The sequence below is a fragment of the Agromyces aureus genome (genome assembly GCF_001660485.1).
GTDB lineage: Bacteria > Actinomycetota > Actinomycetes > Actinomycetales > Microbacteriaceae > Agromyces > Agromyces aureus.
Genome location: NZ_CP013979.1, coordinates 1,067,596 through 1,087,661 on the forward strand (window position 1 = coordinate 1,067,596; position 20,066 = coordinate 1,087,661).

Annotated in this window: 18 protein-coding genes; 13 read left to right on the top strand and 5 right to left on the bottom strand. The window is 68.3% G+C overall.

Features of this window, described 5'->3' with window-relative positions; translation table 11 throughout:
* Position 1: 1 nt before the first annotated feature.
* The 8 genes from ATC03_RS04595 (at position 2) to ATC03_RS20175 (ending at position 9,136) form a co-directional block, all read left to right on the top strand.
* The gene (locus ATC03_RS04595; RefSeq protein ID WP_067873686.1) at positions 2 to 1,348 is read left to right on the top strand and encodes an ABC transporter substrate-binding protein; all 1,347 of its coding nucleotides are present in this window, start codon (positions 2 to 4) and stop codon (positions 1,346 to 1,348) included.
* Between the two features lie 73 nt (positions 1,349 to 1,421).
* Complete coding sequence (locus ATC03_RS04600) at positions 1,422 to 2,303, top strand: carbohydrate ABC transporter permease (protein ID WP_067881429.1); 882 nt, start codon at positions 1,422 to 1,424, stop codon at positions 2,301 to 2,303.
* A gap of 8 nt (positions 2,304 to 2,311) precedes the next feature.
* Positions 2,312 to 3,241, top strand: coding sequence for a carbohydrate ABC transporter permease (locus tag ATC03_RS04605; protein WP_418118949.1), 930 nt, complete (start codon positions 2,312 to 2,314; stop codon positions 3,239 to 3,241).
* The gene (locus ATC03_RS04610; RefSeq protein WP_067873689.1) at positions 3,238 to 4,257 is read left to right on the top strand and encodes a LacI family DNA-binding transcriptional regulator; all 1,020 of its coding nucleotides are present in this window, start codon (positions 3,238 to 3,240) and stop codon (positions 4,255 to 4,257) included. The genes ATC03_RS04605 and ATC03_RS04610 overlap by 4 nt, the downstream gene beginning before the upstream one ends.
* 21 nt (positions 4,258 to 4,278) lie before the next feature.
* The gene (locus tag ATC03_RS04615; RefSeq protein WP_067873692.1) at positions 4,279 to 5,772 is read left to right on the top strand and encodes a glycoside hydrolase family 32 protein; all 1,494 of its coding nucleotides are present in this window, start codon (positions 4,279 to 4,281) and stop codon (positions 5,770 to 5,772) included.
* Positions 5,773 to 5,847: 75 nt separating this feature from the next.
* On the top strand, positions 5,848 to 7,410 hold the full coding sequence (locus tag ATC03_RS04620; protein ID WP_067873695.1) for a glycoside hydrolase family 32 protein: 1,563 nt from the start codon (positions 5,848 to 5,850) through the stop codon (positions 7,408 to 7,410).
* Positions 7,410 to 8,399 carry a PfkB family carbohydrate kinase gene (locus tag ATC03_RS04625; protein WP_067873697.1) on the top strand — a complete coding sequence of 330 codons (990 nt, stop codon included), beginning with the start codon at positions 7,410 to 7,412 and terminating at the stop codon, positions 8,397 to 8,399. The genes ATC03_RS04620 and ATC03_RS04625 overlap by 1 nt, the downstream gene beginning before the upstream one ends.
* Positions 8,396 to 9,136 carry a hypothetical protein gene (locus ATC03_RS20175; RefSeq protein ID WP_152030867.1) on the top strand — a complete coding sequence of 247 codons (741 nt, stop codon included), beginning with the start codon at positions 8,396 to 8,398 and terminating at the stop codon, positions 9,134 to 9,136. Before ATC03_RS04625 ends, ATC03_RS20175 begins: the two co-directional genes overlap by 4 nt.
* On the opposite strand, the gene ATC03_RS20180 is transcribed toward ATC03_RS20175, so the two are convergent.
* Positions 9,098 to 10,261, bottom strand: coding sequence for a hypothetical protein (locus ATC03_RS20180; RefSeq protein WP_152030868.1), 1,164 nt, complete (start codon positions 10,259 to 10,261; stop codon positions 9,098 to 9,100). The two genes, ATC03_RS20175 and ATC03_RS20180, sit on opposite strands and share 39 nt — an antisense overlap.
* A complete protein-coding gene (locus ATC03_RS19720; protein WP_074400968.1) occupies positions 10,258 to 11,103 on the bottom strand; it encodes a serine/threonine-protein kinase in 846 nt (281 codons plus the stop codon). The genes ATC03_RS20180 and ATC03_RS19720 overlap by 4 nt, the downstream gene beginning before the upstream one ends.
* Positions 11,104 to 11,275: 172 nt before the next feature.
* Between ATC03_RS19720 and ATC03_RS04635 the strand changes: the two genes are divergently transcribed.
* From ATC03_RS04635 to ATC03_RS20185, 3 genes are all read left to right on the top strand, one after another.
* A complete protein-coding gene (locus ATC03_RS04635; protein ID WP_067873703.1) occupies positions 11,276 to 13,876 on the top strand; it encodes an ATP-dependent Clp protease ATP-binding subunit in 2,601 nt (866 codons plus the stop codon).
* A gap of 281 nt (positions 13,877 to 14,157) precedes the next feature.
* Positions 14,158 to 14,940 carry an MBL fold metallo-hydrolase gene (locus tag ATC03_RS04640; protein WP_152030869.1) on the top strand — a complete coding sequence of 261 codons (783 nt, stop codon included), beginning with the start codon at positions 14,158 to 14,160 and terminating at the stop codon, positions 14,938 to 14,940.
* 248 nt (positions 14,941 to 15,188) lie between these two features.
* Positions 15,189 to 16,880 (top strand): carbohydrate binding domain-containing protein, encoded by a 1,692-nt coding sequence (locus tag ATC03_RS20185; protein ID WP_067873706.1) that lies wholly within the window; start codon positions 15,189 to 15,191, stop codon positions 16,878 to 16,880.
* Positions 16,881 to 16,961: 81 nt separating this feature from the next.
* Here ATC03_RS20185 and ATC03_RS20190 read toward each other — a convergent pair whose 3' ends face one another.
* On the bottom strand, positions 16,962 to 17,390 hold the full coding sequence (locus ATC03_RS20190; RefSeq protein ID WP_152030870.1) for a hypothetical protein: 429 nt from the start codon (positions 17,388 to 17,390) through the stop codon (positions 16,962 to 16,964).
* A 140-nt stretch (positions 17,391 to 17,530) separates the two neighbouring features.
* On the opposite strand from ATC03_RS20190, the gene ATC03_RS04655 reads away from it, so the two are divergent.
* The gene (locus ATC03_RS04655; RefSeq protein ID WP_067873712.1) at positions 17,531 to 18,004 is read left to right on the top strand and encodes an SRPBCC family protein; all 474 of its coding nucleotides are present in this window, start codon (positions 17,531 to 17,533) and stop codon (positions 18,002 to 18,004) included.
* Between the two features lie 306 nt (positions 18,005 to 18,310).
* A complete protein-coding gene (locus ATC03_RS04660) occupies positions 18,311 to 18,559 on the top strand; it encodes a hypothetical protein (RefSeq protein WP_067873715.1) in 249 nt (82 codons plus the stop codon).
* A 17-nt stretch (positions 18,560 to 18,576) separates the two neighbouring features.
* Here ATC03_RS04660 and ATC03_RS04665 read toward each other — a convergent pair whose 3' ends face one another.
* Positions 18,577 to 19,272, bottom strand: a complete 696-nt coding sequence (locus ATC03_RS04665; RefSeq protein WP_067873719.1) for a class I SAM-dependent methyltransferase — start codon at positions 19,270 to 19,272, stop codon at positions 18,577 to 18,579.
* Between the two features lie 155 nt (positions 19,273 to 19,427).
* Positions 19,428 to 19,922, bottom strand: a complete 495-nt coding sequence (locus ATC03_RS04670; protein ID WP_067873722.1) for a DUF427 domain-containing protein — start codon at positions 19,920 to 19,922, stop codon at positions 19,428 to 19,430.
* Positions 19,923 to 20,066: the final 144 nt, after the last annotated feature.

Here is a 20,066-nt window from a genome sequence, read left to right on the forward strand (position 1 = left end):
CATGACCACCACGAAGCGCAGACGAGCGTTCCTCGCCGCTGCCGCCACCGCAGCCGCAGCAGCCCTCGCGCTCTCGGGTTGCGCGGGCGCGGCGAGCAGCGCCGACCCGACCGACGTCGACCCGAAGGGCGACCTCGTGCCCCGCGAGATCTCGTGGCTGCTCTCGCGGCCGGCCGACGGCGGCGTGATCACGGCGATGGAGCAGATCGCCGACGAGTACGCCGACGAGCACCCGGGCTTCTCGCTCAACCTCATCACGACGCCCGACCGCCCCTCCTACATCCAGAAGTACGAGACGCTCGCGGCCGCGAAGAAGCTGCCCGAGCTGTTCGACACGGATGCCACGCCCTTCGCGCAGAAGCTCGCGGGCCAGGGACAGATGGTCGACGTCGACCTCCTGCTCGACGACCTCGGCCTCTCCGACGAGTACCGCGAGGCGGCCCTCAACTACCAGCGCTTCGACGACGGTTCCCTCTACATGGTGCCGTTCGAGTTCCAGCTCGAGTTCTTCTGGTACAACAAGGCCCTGCTCGCCGACGCGGGCGTCGAGGTGCCGGCCACGCTCGACGACTTCCCGGCGATGTGCGAGGCGCTCCGCGAGAACGGCATCACGCCCATCGCCCTCGACGGGCAGGACCAGTGGCCGCTCGAGCGGTACATGGCCTACTACCCGTTCCGGCTGGCCGGACCCGAGTACGTGCAGCAGCTGAAGAACGGCGACGCCTCGTTCGCCGACCCTGCGGGCAAGGCTGCCGCCGAGTGGCTGTCCGAGCTTGGACAGGCCGGATGCTTCCAGGAAGGCTTCTCGTCGACGGGCTACGCCGACGCGCAGGCGCTCTTCACCTCGGGCAAGGCCGCCGTGTACAACATCGGCACGTGGGAGCTCGGCAACCTCGCGACCGATGCGCTCGACCCCGCCGTGCGCGACGACGTCGACTACTTCACGCTGCCGACCATCGACGGCGCGGTGACGAACGACAATGAGTTCGTGACGCCGTCGGGCATCGGCATGGCCGTGAACGCGCAGACGTACGACCCGCTCGTGCGCGACTTCCTCGCGTTCGCGCTCGATCGCTACCCCGAGGTCTACGCGGCCACCGGCGCGCTCTCGCCGACCACCAACGTCGAGACCACGATCCCCGACAACGCGACCGACCTGTACTCCCGCGCCGTCGAGCAGGCGAACGACGTCGGCCCGAAGATCGCGATGCCGTGGGACACGCAGCTCGACCCGGCGACCAACACCCGCCTCCAGCAGGAGCTGACGCTCCTGGTGCAGGGCGACATCACACCCGACGAGTTCATCGAGACGATGGATGCCGCCCTCGCGGAGAACGTCAATGGCTGACACGGTCACCACTGCTGGGGTGGGTACGGCGAAGCCGCGTCCGCCCCGGCGGCGCCGCCCGATGTCGACGTCGATGCTGCCGCGTCGATCGAAGCTGTCGGTGTTGGTGTTCCTCGTTCCTCCGCTGCTGCTCTACGGCGTGGCTGTGCTGCTGCCCATCGTGCAGTCGCTGTTCCTCAGCGTGTTCCGCTGGGATGGCATCACCGACATGGTCTTCGTCGGCTTCGACAACTACGCGAAGATGCTCACCCGCGACGATGTCTTCTGGACCGCGTTCGGCAACGCGCTCGGCTATCTCGCGATCTGCCTCGTGCTGCAGCTCGGCGGTGCGCTGATCGTCGCCGGCCTGCTCACGGCCCTCCCGCGGGCACGCGAGCTCGTGAAGACGGTCTACCTGCTCCCGGCGATCATCTCGACGGTCGCGATCGCGTTTCTGTTCCAGCGCATCTACTCGCTCGAACCGGTCGGCCTGCTGAACCAGATCCTCGCGTGGGTCGGGCTCGAGAACCTCCAGAACGCCTGGCTCTCCGACGTGGACACCGTGCTGGCCGCGGTGTCGATCCCCGAGGGATGGCGCTTCACGGGCCTCTACATGCTCATCATCTACGCGGCCCTCATCGCCGTGCCCCGTGAGCTCGAAGAGGCGGCCCGCCTCGACGGCGCCTCGTGGTGGCAGGTGTTCTGGCGCATCCGCTTCCCGTACATCCGCCCGGTGTGGATCACGACCACGATCATGGCGACGACCTTCGCCCTGCGAGGCTTCGACATCCCGTACCTGCTCACCAACGGCGGGCCCGGCCAGTCCTCCGAGCTGCTCACGACCTACATGTACAAGACCGCGTTCGTGCACACCGACTACGGCTACGCCAGCGCGATCTCCGTCTTCATCGTCGTCGAGTGCCTCATCGCCGTCGGCCTCATCTTCCTGCTCCTTCGCCGAAGGGATGACTCATGACCGCCCCCGTGCTCACGCCGGCCGCGTCGCCCACCCAGCCCGAACCGCGGCAGCCGCGGCCGCCGCGTCCGGCGAGGCCCGCAGGGCGACGCATCCGCTCGCTCTCGCCTCGGCTGAGGGTGCAGCGCACCATCTTGACGGTGACGATCGTGCTCATCGTGATCGTGCAGGTGTACCCGCTCGTCTGGCTGTTCCTCACGAGCTTCCGCACGGCGTCGGACTTCGCCGGCGGCAACGCCTTCGCGCTGCCGTCGGAGTGGACGCTCGACAACTATGCGCGGGCGTTCGCCACGGGCAACCTGTGGCTGAACATCCTGAACAGCCTCATCGTCACCCTCGGTGCGAGCGTGCTCATCGTGGTCGCGGGCATGATGGCCGCGTACGCGCTGGAGGTGCTGGGCTTCCGGTTCAGCGGGCTGGTGAAGGCGCTGTTCCTGCTCGGCATCATCGTGCCGGTGCAGATCGCGCTCGTGCCGCTCTTCATCGACTACTCGCAGATCGGGTTGCTCGACACTCACCTGTCGATGATCATCCCGCTGGCGGCGTTCGCGCTGCCGATGTCGATCTACCTGTTCTCGTCGTTCTACGAGTACATCCCGCGCGAGATGTACGAGGCCGCGTCGATCGACGGTGCGGGCCCGTACCGGATCTTCGGCCAGATCACGTTCCCGCTGTCGGCCAATACGATCATCACGGTGGTGCTGGTGAACAGCATCTTCATCTGGAACGACTTCATCTTCGCGAACACCTTCGTGCTGTCCGACGGGCTCAAGACGATCCCGCTCGGCCTGCAGAACTACATCGGAGCGATGGGCAACACCGACTGGACAGCGACGTTCGCCGCCGTCTGCGTGACGGTGACGCCGCTGCTCCTGGTCTTCCTCGTCTTGAACAAGGCCATGATCAACGGACTCGAGAGCGGGGCAACCAAGGGATGAGCACCTCGGAGCACGGCAGGAACGGGTCATCCGTCACGATGCGGGATGTCGCGAAGATCGCGGGCGTCTCGGTGGCGACGGTCTCGCACGTCGTGAACGACAAGGCGGGCGTGCGCATCGGTGAAGATGCCCGGCGCCGGGTGCACGAGGCCGTGATCGAGCTCGGCTACCGGCCGAACGCGCTCGCGAAGACGCTCTCGCAGGGCACCTCGCGATTCATCGGCCTCGTCGCCGATGCGATCGCCACGACCCCGTTCGCCGGCCAGATCATCCACGGCGCGCAAGACGAAGCGTGGAAGCACGGCTACGTGCTGCTCGTCGCCAACACCGACGGCAACGAGGCGGCCGAGAACGAGGCCATCGCGATGATGCTCGAGCACCAGGTGCACGGAATCCTCTACTCGACCTGGTTCCACCGCGAGATCCAGGTGCCCGAGGCGCTGCACCAGACCGACACCGTGCTCGTCGACTGCTTCGCCGCGGGCAACGTGCTGCCGGCCGTCGTGCCCGACGAGGAGCAGGGCGGTCGCACCGCGACGGAAGAGCTGCTCGCCGCAGGTCATCGCCGCATCGCGTTCATCAACACGACGACGCCGTCGCCCGCTCAGACCGGGCGTCTCGCGGGCTACCGCTCCGCCCTCGAGGCGGCCGGGGCCGACTTCGACGAGTCGCTGGTGTTCCCCGCGGCGCCCGAGCAGGAGGGCGGCTACGCCGCGACATCCGCCATTCTCGAATCGAAGGCGACGGCCGTGTTCTGCCACAACGACCGCGTGGCGATGGGCCTCTACGATGGGCTTCGCGAGCACGGCCTGCGCATTCCCGAGGATGTCGCGGTCATGGGCTTCGACAACCAAGACGTCATCGCGGCCCACCTGCGCCCGACACTCTCGACCGTCGCGCTGCCGCACTACGAGCTCGGCGCCGCGGGCGTGCGGCTGCTGCTCGGCCTCGAGCCCGCCCCCGAATCCGGCCCGCAACTCATCGCCTGCCCGCCCATTCGCCGGCACTCGATCTGACGGTCTTCTAGGAGAGATGACGTGCGAGCCACGAACGGCCAGGTGCCGCGACCCCGATTCCACTTCACGCCGCAGCGCAACTGGATGAACGACCCCAACGGGCTCGTCTACGACCGCGGACTCTGGCACCTCTACTTCCAGTTCAACCCCGAGGGCGCCGACTGGGGCAACATGAGCTGGGGTCACGCGACGAGCACCGACCTGCGGCACTGGACCGAGCACGAGGTCGCGCTGCGGTATCGCGACGGGGAGCAGATCTTCTCGGGGTCTGTTGTTGCGGTGCCGGTGGGCTTCGCCGCCGGCTGTGCATCGGCCGGTGACGAGACCCTGCTCACCGCGTTCTACACGAGCGCCTACGACGACGGCCACCAGGCGCAGTCGAGAGCGACCAGCCACGACGGCGGCTACACGTGGGAGCCCGACGCCGAGAACCCGGTGCTCGACCGCGGCACGAGCGCGTTCCGCGACCCGAAGGTCATCCGCTTCACCGACGACGACGGCACGACCCGCTACGTCATGCTCACCGTCGAGGCCGACGACCGCCAGGTGCTGTTCTACTCGTCGCACGACCTGCGCTCGTGGGAGCACGTCAGCACGTTCGGCCCGCTCGGTGACACAGGCGTCGTGTGGGAGTGCCCCGACCTCGTGCCGCTCGCGGTCGACGGCGACCCCGACGACATCCGCTGGGTGCTGTTGCTCAGCACGAACCCCGTCGGCGACGACGCGAACCCCGACGGCTCGTCGATGCACTCCGTCATCGGGTCGTTCGACGGTGTTCGGTTCACAGCGGATGCCGCCGAGCTCACGCGCCTCGACCACGGCCGCGACTTCTACGCCGGCGTCACCTTCGACAGTGCCCCTGGCGGCGAGGCCGTGATGCTCGGCTGGATGAGCAACTGGCGCTACGCCGGCGCGTTCCCGTCGTCGCCCTGGCGAGGAGCGATGTCACTGCCACGACGGATGTCGCTGCGGACGGTTGCTGGGGCGGTTCGCCTCGTGCAACAGCCGGTGGGGTTCGTGGGGGAGTTCCTTTCAGGCGCCGCGACTTCGACCCCGTTTGGCGCGGACCAGCCGGGCGACTTCACGTTGTGCGGGCACTCGCTGGTCGAGCTGGCGTGGGATCCCGCGTCGACCGGGGCGCTGCGCCTCCAACTGCGCGGCGACGCCGATGCGCTTGTCGAACTGTCGCACGAGCCGTCGTCGAACGTGCTCAGCGTCACCCGAGGCGGCGCCGCGATGGAAGCCGTACACCCCGACTTCCAGTCGACGAGCACCGTCGCGCTGCCGCGTTCCGGTGATCGCCAGCTGCGCCTGCTCGTGAGCCTCGACGGCCCGCTGCTCGAGGTCTTCGTCAACCTCGGCGAGGCGACGGTCTCGAACCTCGTCGTGCTCGGCGCCGGCCCCATCACGGCGACCCTCACCACCGAACTGCCCGGCCCGATCTCCGTGACCGTTGCCGATCTGCATGTCGCGGAAGGACGTGCCAGCCCGGCGCTGGCCGCCGCACTCGGCTGACTCCCTCCGCACCATCCACCGCCGTTCGACCCGGCGGGTGCACCGTCGCGCCCGCCAGACAGGAAAGGACCGACCATGATGCATCCGATCTCACGACGAAGTGTGCTGCAGGGCGCTGGCGCAGGAGCGCTCGCCCTCTTGATGAGCAGCGCCGCTGCGCCCTTCGCTGCGCGAGCCCAGGCCTCGCTGCGCGCGATCTACCACATGACCCCGCCGACGGGCTGGCTCTGCGACCCCCAGCGGCCCGTCACCACGAACGGCGCCTACCAGCTGTACTACCTGCACTCCGGCCAGAACAACGGGCCGGGCGGATGGGACCACGCCACCACGAGCGACGGCGTCGCGTTCACCCACCACGGCACCGTGATGCCGCTGCAACCGGACTTCCCGGTGTGGTCGGGATCGGCCGTCGTCGACACCGCGAACACCGCGGGCTTCGGTGCGGGCGCGGTCATCGCCCTTGCCACGAAGCCGACCGACGGTATCCGCAAGTACCAGGAGCAGTACCTCTACTGGTCGACCGACGGCGGCTTCACGTTCACCGCACTGCCCGACCCGGTCATCGTGAACACCGACGGTCGCACGGCGACGACGCCTGCCGAGATCGACAACGCGGAATGGTTCCGCGACCCGAAGATCCATTGGGATGTCGCCCGCAACGAGTGGGTCTGCGTCATTGGTCGCGCTCGCTATGCGGCGTTCTACACCTCGCCGAACCTGCTCGACTGGGAGTGGACGAGCAACTTCGACTACCCGAACCACGCGCTCGGCGGCATCGAGTGCCCCGACCTGTTCCAGATGACGGCCGGCGACGGCACCTCGCACTGGGTGCTCGGCGCGAGCATGGATGGCTACGGCGTCGGCATGCCGATGACCTACGCCTACTGGATGGGCACGTGGAACGGCACGGCGTTCATCGCCGACAGCCTCACCCCGCAGTGGCTCGACTGGGGCTGGGACTGGTACGCCGCCGTCACCTGGCCGTCGATCGAAGCGCCGACCACGCGCCGCCTCGCGATCGCCTGGATGAACAACTGGAAGTACGCGAACCGCAATGTGCCCACCGATGCGTCCGACGGGTACAACGGCCAGAACTCGATCGTGCGCGAGCTGCGTCTCGAGCACCAGTCGGGCGGGTGGTACAGCCTGCTGAGCAGCCCGGTCGAAGCCCTTTCCGACTACGTCACGGCAACCACCACGGTTCCCGACCAGACGGTGAACGGCAGCGTCGTGCTGCCCTTCACCGGTCGTGCATACGAGCTCGAACTCGGCATCGCGTGGGATGCCGCGACCAACGTCGGCGTCTCCGTCGGTCGTTCGGCGAACGGCGCCCGTCACACGAACATCGGTAAGTACGGCGCGGACCTCTACGTCGACCGAGCGCCCTCCGACCTCAGCGGATTCTCGCTCGTGCCCTACACCCGCGCCGCGGCGCCGATCGATGCCGCGGCCCGTTCGGTGCACCTGCGCATCTTCGTCGACACGCAGAGCGTCGAGGTGTTCGTGAATTCGGGGCACACCGTGCTCTCGCAGCAGGTGCACTTCGCCGAGGGCGACACGGGCATCTCGCTCTACTCCGACGGCGGGCCGGCGAGCTTCACCGGCATCACGATCCGAGAGCTCGGCGGTGTGAACTGATGCCCATCCCTTCAGCGGTGCGTCCGACGCCCGATGTGCTCGTGGTCGGCGAGGCGCTCGTCGACATCGTGCATCGCGCCGACGGGTCGATCGACGAATCGCCGGGCGGCAGCCCCGCCAACGTCGCGCTGGCTCTCGGGCGCTTGGGGCGGAGTCCGCGCCTCCTCACCTCGATCGGCGATGACGCCCACGGCCGAGCCGTGCGCGCGTGGTTGGCAGCCTCGGATGTCGCGGTGCAGGGGCCCGCCGCGGTTCGGACCTCCACGGCATCCGCCCGCCTCGACGCGCAGGGCGCCGCGACCTACGGGTTCGACCTCGACTGGCGGATCGAAGCCGCCGGCGTCGCACCGGCGGACGCTCTGCACGTCGGCTCGATCGCGGCGACCCTCGATCCGGGTGCGACAACGGTTGGTGACCTCGTCGATCGGCATCGAGGGCGGGCCCTGATCACGTACGACCCGAACATCCGACCGAGCCTCATCGACGACCGCGACTCGGTGCGGCGCCAGGTGCTGTCGCTGATCGAGCGAGCTGTCGTGATCAAGGCGAGCGACGAGGATGTGGCGTGGCTGCACCCCGGCGAGGACATCGCCGATGTTGCGCGCCGCTGGTCGCGCTCGGGCCCGGCGCTCGTGGTGGTGACCATGGGATCGAGCGGATGCCTCGCAGTCGCGCCGAGTTTCGAGCTGAGGGTGCCCGTCGTCAAGGTCGACGTCGTCGACACAGTCGGCGCGGGTGACACCTTCATGGCCTGCCTTATCGACGGGCTCCTCAGCGAGGGCGCTTGCGGTGCCGACTGGCAGGCTGCGCTCGCATCTCTAGGGGTGGAGCACCTGACCGCGCTGCTCCACCGGAGCGCGCTCGCCGCGGCCATCACGGTCTCGCGGCCCGGCGCTGACCCACCAACGCGTGCGGAGCTATTGCCAGCACCAAAACATCCGTCGGGAGGTGTCGCTAGAGTCGAGTACATGGAAGGACGGGGACGGTGACGTACGCGCTCCAAGTGGAAACCTCCGCGCCTCGACCAGGGAAACGGTTCGAACCGATTCACGAGCGACAGCTTCATGAGATCGCGGTTCGAGCTTCTGAGTCTCTACCGGGTGCTGCCAGGGGACTGGTCGTGGTTCCAGAGTTCGCGGGCCCGATCGGTGTGCCAGATTTCACCGCATTCGTTGGCAAGACCACTTCGCTCCTGGCGCGGCAGCGTTCTTCTGTACCTCCCGTCATCAATGAGCTCGATGCAGGCGTGTTGACCGTGGCACACGTCGGACGTGCGCTTCACGTTGAGGAACTCGCTCAAGCGTTGGCATGGCCGGAGGCAACGATCGCCGGTCGTGCTAAGCGTCTCGTTGCCACAGGTGCCCTGATCGATCAAGGCGGAGGAAGGTATGTGCGCCCTAGCGTGATCGCACCGAGGGGACGGCTCTACGCGATCGAGGCGAAGATCGAAGACTGGCGCTCAGCGCTAAGGCAAGTGAGGACATACCGGGTCTGGGCTGACGCCTACGTGCTTGTCATGACTGGCGTATCAGAGAGAAGCGCGCAAAACCTGCTCGCCGAGGTCCTCAGGGACAAGGGCGGACTCATCTTGGATGGACAATGGATCGCCCGCCCACGATTGGGCGAGGTGAAGGCGCGCCGCCGACTCCAGGCAGCCGAGTTGTTTGCCGCTGCCACGCTGACAGGTTTAGACGATCCAGCCTTCACTTTGGGCATACATTCTTAGGCCTTGTTGGAATGGTGCGATCCAAGCCTCGGACTGGTCTCTTATCCCGGTCGAAGCTCGGAGCGCGGCCCAATTTGTTGACGCTTCCGTGTACATCCGATCCAACTCGCGATAGCGCGATGCGTAGTCACCTGCAGTCTGAACGTGTTTCACGACCGCGTTGAGTTGACCGACATGATGAGCGAAGGATCCCTTTGGCCCTGGAACGGGGGGTAGTCCGCCGAGCCTGCCGGCCAAGCCGGGGTCCTGTTGTCCTAGCAGCTCGCCATCGCGTTTGCCGAGGGTCCCAAGCAGCCCGCGCAGGGTTGGACGCTCATACCAACTAGCGATCCCATTTGATGTCGCGCGCGTTGCGTAGTCACCGAAGGCGACGACGCGCTGTCTCTTGTCCCAACCAGTCCCAACGGAATGTGCCCCAGCAGCGACAGCCGGTAGGGCTGCGAAATCGCCGTGGGAGACGTGAACCGGGCTGTACTCACTCATGGCGCGGACGGTACGGCAGATGCCGAAGATCTCGTCGGCGGTCAATTTGGGCGGCAGCTCGTTGTCTGGTTGGACAAACGAAACAAACCAGCCGTCGGGTGAGAGCGCTGCGAGTGATCCGATGTGAGCGTCGAGGTCGTGGCCATCGCTCCAGAAAGTTCCTGTGCCGGCAACAGTAAGCCACGCTGCTGAATCAGACTCGATAGCAGCGCGAGACGTATCGAGGGCGAGCGTGCTCAGATTGTTCAATGCTGACGGTAGGAGAACGGTCGGCGCAAGGTGCTTCGCGCCGATCTCGTCCTGAAGCCTGAAGACACGTCGCACGTGCTCCACTCGATATGCCTCGTGAGTGTGATCACCCATGGGCCCGCCCCAGAGATTGAAGTCCGAGTAGTAGCGGAAGTCACCCACTCCCGTCATCTGCAGCGCGTGCGTCACGGGATCCAGCCAGACCGGAATTCCTGCATTCTGAAGTTCAGAGCTTCGAGCGACCAAACCAGGCTTATTGCCGGAACCGCCTCGGTGAGCGTAAGGGGATGCCCAAGGTGTGATCACCGTCGCCGTAGCATCACCTGTGACTGCGGCCTCCGTTATCCAGCCGACCTGAAAAGGCCTAGGGCTGTCTTCGATGAACGTAGTCATGGAGCGCCCCGAAGCGCATCGCGCAGGGCTGCAGCATTGAGGAATCGGCGGGCTGGCTGAGGGTGCAAGGCGCGGACCACCACCGCAACCTGGTCCGGCTGTAGGTCGGGTCGGAGGGTCTCTAGCGGCGTCATTGCACCTCGCTTGAGTCGCTCAAAATACTCGTTGTCGTCACCTGTATAGGCAAACGGCAGTACGCCAGTGAGGGCCGCGTACATGAGAATGCCGACTTGGAAGACGTCGGACATCGGCATTGGGCCCCCGCTGTAACTGTTCAGATGCTCAGGCGTGAGGAAGCCACGGGTCCCAGGCTGACCGGCGACCGTTAGGCCTGATCGAAGGGTGTGGCGCGCGAAGCCAAAGTCCAGAACGCGATAGCTGCCATCACTTAGTCGTCGAACGTTATTTGCGCTGAGGTCTCGATGGATCACGGAGCGTTCGTGGCCGGCTGCAAGACCGTTCGATACCTGGATGCCCATCGCCTGAGCTTCCGACCAAGCCCACTGGCGTGTGCCAAGCAGAGCGCCAAGATCCTCGCCGTCGAGATACTCTTCGACCCACGCCGCACCATGAACTGGGTCTCCGAGCTCGACGAGAGGTGACTCCACCCGGACAACGTTCGAATTACTCAAGCTTCCAAGCAGTTCAACTTCCCGATCTGCCCGCCTCAGCGCCTCGTTGGTGGCGAAGTCGACTGCAACAACTTTCAGCACACACCTCGTACCGTCGCGTGTCACCAGTCGAACCGCTTTCTGGCCACCCACCGCGCCAATTGGCCCCAGGTCAGTCAGGGAGAGCGCCGCTACCGCCTCGGCGATCAGGGTGTCGTCGGCGACAGTCATGGACCGAACTTATCTACAAAAGCGCTGCAGGCCGCATCACCCGTTCGGGGGTGCTGCGGCCGGGCAAGGCGGCACGGAGACGATGCCAGGCGGTCTACTCGCGCACGCGGGAATACCCCAGCCCCCTCCGCGTTGAACTTGAGCGTACGCCACTCAAGTTCCAGGAGGATTGGTGCCCGAAGACTTCAACCCCGAAGCCGGTGCGAGCTCGTTCGACGAGTTTCTGAGCCGGTATCTCGCGGGTGAGCAGGCTCGCCAGGCTCGGTCGATCGACCTCAGCCGGTTCCTGACCGCCCGCACGCAAGGCATCCTGCAGAAGGCAGGACGCTTCGCGCTCGAGCGCGGCCAGACCGAGCTCGACGCCCTGCACATCCTGCGCGTGATCGTCGAGGACGACAGCGTGAAGCAGGCCGTCGCCCGCATCGGCGTCGCCCCCGAGCGACTCATCACCGCGACCGAGGCGCGCCTGCCCGCGGCATCCGATGTCGCCGACATCAACGCGGCCACGATCACGCCGAGCGCTTCCCGCGCGCTGTTCCACAGCTACCAGGTGGCGCGCTCGGCCGGCTCGACCTACATCGACCCCGAGCACCTCTTCTTCGCGCTCGTGCTGGGGCAGGACGCTCCCGCCGGTCAGGTGCTGGCGCGCGCCGGCGTCACCGCCGAGGCGCTGACCCAGCAGATCCGCGAGACCGTCGAGGCCGGGTTCGACGGTGACGAGGCCGAGCAGTACGGTGCGAACGGCGCCGGCGCCGAGGCATCCGCGACCCCGATGCTCGACAAGTTCGGCACCGACCTCACCGCGCTCGCTGAGAACGGCGAGCTCGACCCCGTGATCGGTCGCGTCGACGAGATCGAGCAGACCATCGAGATCCTCAGCCGCCGCACGAAGAACAACCCCGTGCTGATCGGCGAGGCCGGCGTCGGCAAGACGGCGATCGTCGAGGGCCTGGCCCGCGCGATCATCGAGGAGTCGGTGCCCGAGGCCCTGCTCGAGAAGCGCGTCATCTCGCTCGACCTGCCCGGCATGCTCGCCGGCACCCGCTACCGCGGCGACTTCGAGGAGCGCCTCACCAAGACCATGGAGGAGATCGCCGCACACAAGGGCGAGCTCATCATCTTCATCGATGAGATCCACACGGTCGTCGGTGCTGGCGGCTCCGGCGACGGCGGAACCGACGCCGGCAACATCCTGAAGCCCCGCCTCGCGCGCGGCGACCTGCACCTCGTGGGCGCGACCACGCTCAAGGAGTACCGCACCATCGAGAAGGACCCCGCCCTCGAGCGCCGGTTCCAGCCGGTGCGCGTCGGCGAGCCCTCGATCGAAGACGCCGTGCTCATCTTGCAAGGGCTGCGCTCGGCATACGAGGAGCACCACGGCGTCGAGTACACGGATGCCGCGCTGCGGGCGTCCGTCGAGCTCTCGGCCAGGTACCTCACCGACCGCGTGCTGCCCGACAAGGCCATCGACCTCATCGACCAGGCCGGGGCGCGACTGCGCCTCAAGCTCGGCATGAAGACGGATGTCTCCGCGCTCATCGCTCGACTCGCCGACCTTGAGGCCGACAAGAACGCCGCCGTGAGCGCCGAGCACTACGAGGAGGCCTCGCGCATCCGCGACGAGATCTCGAAGGTGCAGGGCAAGCTCGACGAGGCGAGTGCGAACGGGCGCGCCGTGACATCCGCCGACGCTGCTGACCGCTCGACCGTCATCGACGAGCCCGAGATCGCCGCCGTGATCTCGCGGGCCACCGGCATTCCGGTGAACCGCCTCACCGAGAGCGAGCGCGAGCGCCTCGGCGACCTCGAGGGCGAGCTGCACGCGCGCGTCATCGGCCAGGACGACGCGGTCACCGCGGTCGCGAAGGCCGTGCGCCGCAGCCGCACCGGCATGGGCGACTCGCGTCGACCGGTCGGCTCGTTCCTGTTCCTCGGCCCGACGGGCGTCGGCAAGACGGAGCTGGCGCGTGCGCTGGCCGACCGGCTGTTCGACGACGAGGGTGCGATCATCCGCTTCGACATGAGCGAGTTCGGCGAGCGGCACACGGTGTCGCGTCTCGTCGGCGCCCCTCCCGGATACGTCGGCTACGACGAGGCCGGGCAGCTCACCGAGCGCGTGCGACGCAACCCGTACTCGATCGTGCTGTTCGACGAGATCGAGAAGGCGCACCCCGACGTGTTCAACCTGCTGCTGCAGGTGCTCGACGACGGACGCCTGACCGACGGCCAGGGCCGCACGGTCGACTTCCGCAACACGGTGATCGTGATGACCTCGAACCTCGGTTCGGAGTTCCTCGCGTCGCGCTCGGGTGCGCTCGGGTTCGTCGCGTCGACGGATGCCGCAGCCAACGGCTTCTCGTCGATGAACGACGTGCGCCAGCGCGTCATGGGCAAGGTGCGCGAGGCCATGCGCCCCGAGTTCCTGAACCGCATCGACGAGATCGTGCTGTTCCAGAAGCTCGACCAGCCGCAGCTGGCGCAGATCGTGCGCCTCATGCTGGGTGCGACGTCGGCTCGGCTCGCGGCTCGCGAGATCACCTTCGAGGTGACGGATGCCGCGGTGGCGCTCCTCGCGGAGCGCGGTTACGAGCCCGAGTACGGTGCCCGCCCGCTCCGCCGCGTGATCCAGCGCGAGATCGACGACCGCATCAGCGACCTGCTCGTGAGCGGTGCGCTGGGCGACGGCGAGGGCGTGCGAGCGGATGCCGCGGACGGCTCGTTCGTCGTCGTGCCGGTTCCGCGGGCGACCGTGGAGCTGCCGCTGGCGGCGTAAGCCGGAGGCATCCGCTCGGAATCGCGGTACCGGAGTACCGGAGTACCGGAGTACCGGATGATTCCAGCCCGAAGGCCCGGTCCCTCTCGAGGGGCCGGGCCTTCGTCGTGTCGTGCCTCAGCGCAGCAGCGCGGTCGTCTTGTCGAGCCTGGTCACGTGGGAGTCCTCGGCGGCCGTGAAGGGGTCGGCGAGCACGTACGCCCGCCGCCGCGGGGCCGACCCTGCGGGCAGACGCGCCGACGGCGGGCGTACTGTGGGGCCGGGGGAGTCGCATGGTCGGCATGGTGAACGGGCACCGGGCGCACGGCGGCCTGCAGGTCGATCGCGTGAGCCCGCGCATCCACTTCGCCCACACCGAGCACGTGAACTGGGTCATCTACTCGGGGCCCGACGGCGTCACGCTCGTCGACTCGGGATACGTCGGTCAGCGCGACCTGCTCGAGGCATCCCTCGACCAGGTCGGAGTGAGGGCGGCGGATGTCGCGGCGGTGCTCATCACGCACGGTCACGCCGACCACCTCGGCGGTGCCGCGTGGCTGGCCGAGCGGTTCGGCACGCCCGTGCACGCCCACCCGCTCGAGCTCGCGAACGTGCGCCGCGAGACGCTGCAGCAGGCCGGCACGGGCCAAGTGCTGCGCAACGCGTGGCGACCGGGCGTGCTGCCGTGGGCGCTCGCGATCCTTCCGTTGCTCGAGGGCCGCGCCGACCTCGGGGTGCCGAGTGCGTCGCCGCCGCCCATGCGCGCCGATCGCCTCGACGTGCCCGGGCAACCGCGCATGCGGCTCGTCGACGGGCACACGAGCGGCCACGCCGTGTTCGAGTTCGACGATGAGGGCGTGATCGTGGTCGGTGACGTGATCGTCACGCGGCACCGTACCTCGGCGGTGCCGGGCCCGCAACTGCTCGCCTCGATGTTCCACCACGACCCGGAGCGGGTGCGAGCCTCGGCCCTCGAGGTCGGGTCGTCGGCGGCGCTCGTCGTGCTGCCCGGCCACGGCGAGGCGTGGGTGGGCCCGGCAGCGGCCGCCGCGGGCATCGCGCTCGACACCGGCGCGCCTTGGTGATGCGCGCCCTGGCGACCTGAGAGCAACCCCTTTCCGCACATCGGTTGCAGGAGCTGCACGCGACTTCCGAGATTGCACTAGATGACCGCGCATCGCTCTGCTATGTTCATGCTCACAACTGAGCGGAACGCCATCAGAACGAGCAAAAAGCGTCAGAATCTGCTCGATATCGTCGTGCCCGCTCCATGAGAATCGGAGACCCTGCGATGCCTGAACGACGCACCACACCTGCTCCATTCCAAGGTCGGATGACGCGCTCGCGTCGCTCGACCCTCATCCCGTTCGCGGCCGTCGGCGTCGCCGTGCTCGCGGTCGGCATCGGTGCGACCGCACAGGGAGCGGTCGCCTCCCAGCCGACCGCCGTCAAGGCCGCCGCCGCCGCGCCCGAGTCGTTCCCCCCGAAGTCGAACGGTGCCTGGATCTACGACGGCGCCGCTCGCGGGCAGTGGCTGCCCGTCATCGAGGCCTACAACGGGCTCGCCACCGCCGACGAGCACAAGATCGACCAGATCAACACCTACGGCTCCAGCTTCGAGGGCGACCCGCAGAACGGCTACGAGACCTACTACGACACGAGCGCCAAGACGGGCAACCGCGACGCCACCTCGGCGTACTACAACCAGCTGACCTACGCGCCCTCGCTGGGCGGCACGCCGACCACCGACTACACCTACTCGCCGATCATCGACGCGCAGCTGGGTGCCGACTACGTCACGGGATTCAACTCCGCATCGAAGGCCCAGGCCGAAGAAGTGGCCGACCTCGTGGCCAGCCAGATCTGCGCCGACGAGCGCGTCGACGGGATCCAGTTCGACATCGAGCCCTTCGACGTCACGAAGGACGGCCAGTACCACTTCTACAACCAGATCAGCAAGAACTTCGCCGGCCTGCACACGGGCAACGTCGCGAACGACCCGTACGGATGCGTCAACGCCGACCACCCGAACGGCCGGTACTACTCGGTGTTCGCCTTCGCCAACTCGATCAACCCGGCGAACGGCACGTCGGCCGCCCGCGTGAAGGACGTCTTCGAGACCGACGGCAAGGCGAACGGCTACTTCATCGACTCGCTGTACGACCTCGGCACCCGGGGCACCGGCTACCTGAACGACCTGCCCACGTACCAGTCGCTGGTCACCACCGAGGTGAACAACATGAAGAACTGGGCGAACGCGCTCGGCGTCTACTACGCCTACGGCATCCCGGCCTCGGCCTCGGCCCACGAGTTCACCTCGTGCACGGGCGGCTGCGTCGCCGGTGCCGACGGCAGCACGGGACATCCGATGCTCCAGTACACCCAGCGGGCCGTGAACGCCATCAACGCCGCCGGAGCCCCGAACGACCCGCTCTACATCGGCGCGAACGTGTGGTCGCTCGGCTCGTTCACCGCGATCGACCCGTTCAACTTCTACCCGGCTCCGGCCCCGGTCGAGGTGCTGAACTGGCTCGCCGCCAACCTGCCCGGCTCGAAGGTCGCCGGACCGACGACGCCCACCCCGACGCCCACGCCGACGCCGACGCCGACGCCGACGCCCACTCCGACCCCCAACCCGACCGAGCTGATCGTCAACGGCGGGTTCGAGAACGGCACGACCGGCTGGGCGTGCGACGGCACCACCGCCGTCGACACCGCACAGGCCGCGGCGGGCACGCACAGTGTGAAGCTCACGCCCTCGAACACGACGACCTCGGTCTGCAACCAGACCGTGACCGTCGTGCCCGGGCAGTCGTACACGCTGTCGGCCAAGCTCAAGTCGGCCGGTGCCAACGTGACCGTGGGCGTGAAGAACGGCTCGGAGGCCGGGTCGACCGCGACCTCGTTCACGTCGAAGAGCGTGACCTTCACGCCGACGGCGAGCACGATCACGGTGTACGTGCAGGCGTACAAGCAGCAGTCGGGCGACACCTGGGCCGACTCGGTGAGCCTCGTGCGCAACTAGCGAACCGGCGAGCCCGGGCGCCAGCAGCGCCCAGCGTGACGATCCCGGTCGGGCAGTGGCCCGGCCGGGGTCGTTCGCGCATCAGACGACGAGTTGGAAGAGCCCCGACTGGACGAGACCGGCGAGCAACTGGACGATCGCCGCGCCCCCGAGGGCGGTGCCCGCGGCGGCGAGCGTCTTGGAGGCGCCGCCGCGCTTCAACAGCGCGATGGTGCCCGTGACGACGGCGACGAGCGCGACCAAGGCCGTCAGAATGCCGCTGCCGGTCTGCACGACGACGACGACGCCCGTCGACATCGGTTGCGAGATGAAGATCAGGGGATAGAGCAACGTGACGAGCACGCCAAGCAGCACCACCGTGAGCCCCGCGATGAACGAAACGAGGGCGAGTGCCGAGCGGGTGGGCGCGGCGGGTGCGGCCGTGGCGGTCGCCGGGCTGTCCGGGTGCTCGCTCCGAGGCGCGTACGGACTCTGCTGCGGCTCAGGTTGGGACTGGGGCTGAGAAGTCATAGGCGACATCTTCCCCTAACCCGGGGCTGCAGTGGTCGACCGGCGGCTCGCGCGTAACGGCCGCGCGCGGCATCCGCAAGCCCCTGCCCTTCTGGCCGCCGGGCGCCGAGGCTTGAGGGACCGAACAGGAAGGGGACCCGATGACCACCGTCACGGACACCATCGACGTGGACGCACCCATCAGCCGCGTCTACAACCTCTGGACGCACTTCGAGAGCTTCCCGACGTTCATGTCGGGCGTCGAGCGGATCGTGCAGCGCACCGACACCGACCTGCACTGGAAGGTGAAGATCGTCGGCGTCGAGCGCGAGTTCGACGCGATCGTCACCGAGCAGATCCCCGACGAGCGCGTCGCCTGGCGCAGCGTCGACGGCGAGGAGCACGCGGGCGTCGTGACGTTCCACCGCCTCGACGCCGACCGCACGCGCATCGCGTTGCAGCTCGACTGGGAGCCCAAGGGCTTCGTCGAGAAGGTCGGCGCGGTGCTGCAGGTCGACGACATCCAGATCCACCGCGACCTCGCGAAGTTCAAGGAACTCGCCGAGCAGACGGGCGGCGCCACCGAGGGCTGGCGCGGCGAGGTCGACCGAGCGGCGGATGCCACGGGCAACTGAATCCGCGACCCGCGCAGCGCGCGCGGCCTGAACGACACGAACGCCCGGCCCCTCATCGCGAGGGGCCGGGCGTTCGTGCGATCGATCGGAGTCGGTCGGACGAACGGTCGGTCAGGCGGAGGAGAGGCTCGCACCGCGTGCCGACGGCGGGTTCGAGGGTATCGGTCGGGCGATCTCAGGGTGGATCCGGATGTCTCGCGTCATGATCCGGGGCAGGCTGCATCTCTATAAGCAGAGGGGCGGATGTCGCCGCTCACGACGGCATCACCGCGACGGCCTGCCGGCGACCGAGGAAGGACCCGCGCCATGACGACCCACCTGGAATACGTGACCGGGCCGCTCGGCGAGCGCACCGCACTGGCATGCGCCTGCGGGCGGGTCGCCGATCACCAGCGTCTCGGGTCGACGGCGCTCGCCGCGGCATCCGTGGGTCTGCCGACCGGAGCCGGGCACGCGGCCGGCCATGCAGCCGCGCACACGACCGTCTACCGGCGGAGGGCTGCAGCGCTGCGCTCGCTCACCGCTCGCAGCTCGCGCGCACGGCACGCCGCCTGACCGGCAGCGGGCGCCCGTCAGCGAGCGCGGCGCCGGGCGAGCAGGGTCGCGTCGTGCACGTCGCGGGTCGCGCCGTCGCGCGTCATCGTGCGCGGACGCTGCTCGACCACGACCGGCTCGAAGTCGTCGGGCAGCGACGCGAGCAGGTCCTCGGCGAGGAACATCGCGTCGCGGTGGCTCGCCGACAGGTGCGTGAACGTCTCGGAGGGCGCGTGCCCGACCACGAGCAGGTGCCCGCCCGGAGCCACGGCCTGCGCGAGCCGACGCGTCACGTCGACCATGCCCGCCTCGGGCGGGTGCAGGAAGTGCGTCGTCACGAGGTCGAACTCGCGCCCCGCTGGATCGAACGTGCGCGCGTCGACCTGCCACCAGTCGGTGCGGTCGGCGACGCCCGCCTCGTCGGCGTGGCGCGCCGCGCGCGCGAGGCCGTTCGCCGAGAAGTCGGCGCCCGTCACGCGCCAGCCCTGCTGGGCGAGCCAGATCACGTCGCCGCCTTCGCCGCAGCCCACGTCGAGGGCGGTGCCAGGGGAGAGGGAGGATGCCTCGGCGATGAGTTGCGCGTTCGGCCGGCCGCTCCACACCTGCTCGTCGCCGGCGTAGCGCTCGTTCCAGGCGTCGGGCTCGAACATCTCCGATGCGGGGGCGGTGTCATCGCGCCCACCCATGCCGTGATCGGCGGATGTCTCGGGGTGCTCGTGCTCGTGTCGACTCATCGGCCGGATCCTCTCGTCGTCACGAGCGTACGAACCCCGGCAGTCGAGCGCACGCCGAGTTGCGGTTTCGGCAAGCCACGGCCGCCCGCGGCATCCGCTCGGCTGCTCGATTCACCCCGAGTGTTGGAGCGCATGCTGCGTCGGCGCCGCGAGCGCTACCAGCCCATCGTGCCCGGATCGCCCTTGAACGGGCCGACGACGCTCGAGGTGATCCAGCCGCCGTAGAAGCCGCCGGGCTGAGGCACGACGACCTCGCCGCCGACCGTGCAGCGGTCCATCGGCCGGGCGTAGACCGCGATGCGGCCGACGAGCGACTCGAATCCGGGCGTCGAGTTCGGGTAGCCCCACGCGGCCCTCGCGGCGACCGTGCCGCCCGCCGCAAGGTCGAAGTAGCTCGCCGAGCCCTTGAACTCGCAGAACGACGACCCGCTCGCGGGCACGACGACCCCCGGCGCGAAGGCGGCGACCGGCACGTAGTACACGGGCGGATGACTCGTCTCGAGCACGCGCACGACGTCACCCGTGTCGACGATCACCGCACCGCCGAGCTCGATCGTCACTCGGGCGTCGACCCGCTCCACGCGGGGCGGGCGCGGGTAGTCCCACACGGATTCCTGGCCGGGAGCGGGCTTCAGCGGTGTCGGTCGCATGCGAGGGATCGTACGCGCCGAGGCTGGGCGCTGGGTGCGATCTCGGCTGGGCGCTCGAGGAATCGAGCATCACGCGCGCGACCATGACGACCCTGTCGTCGCGAACGCGAACGCCCGGCCCCCTTGGCAGGGAGGCCGGGCGTT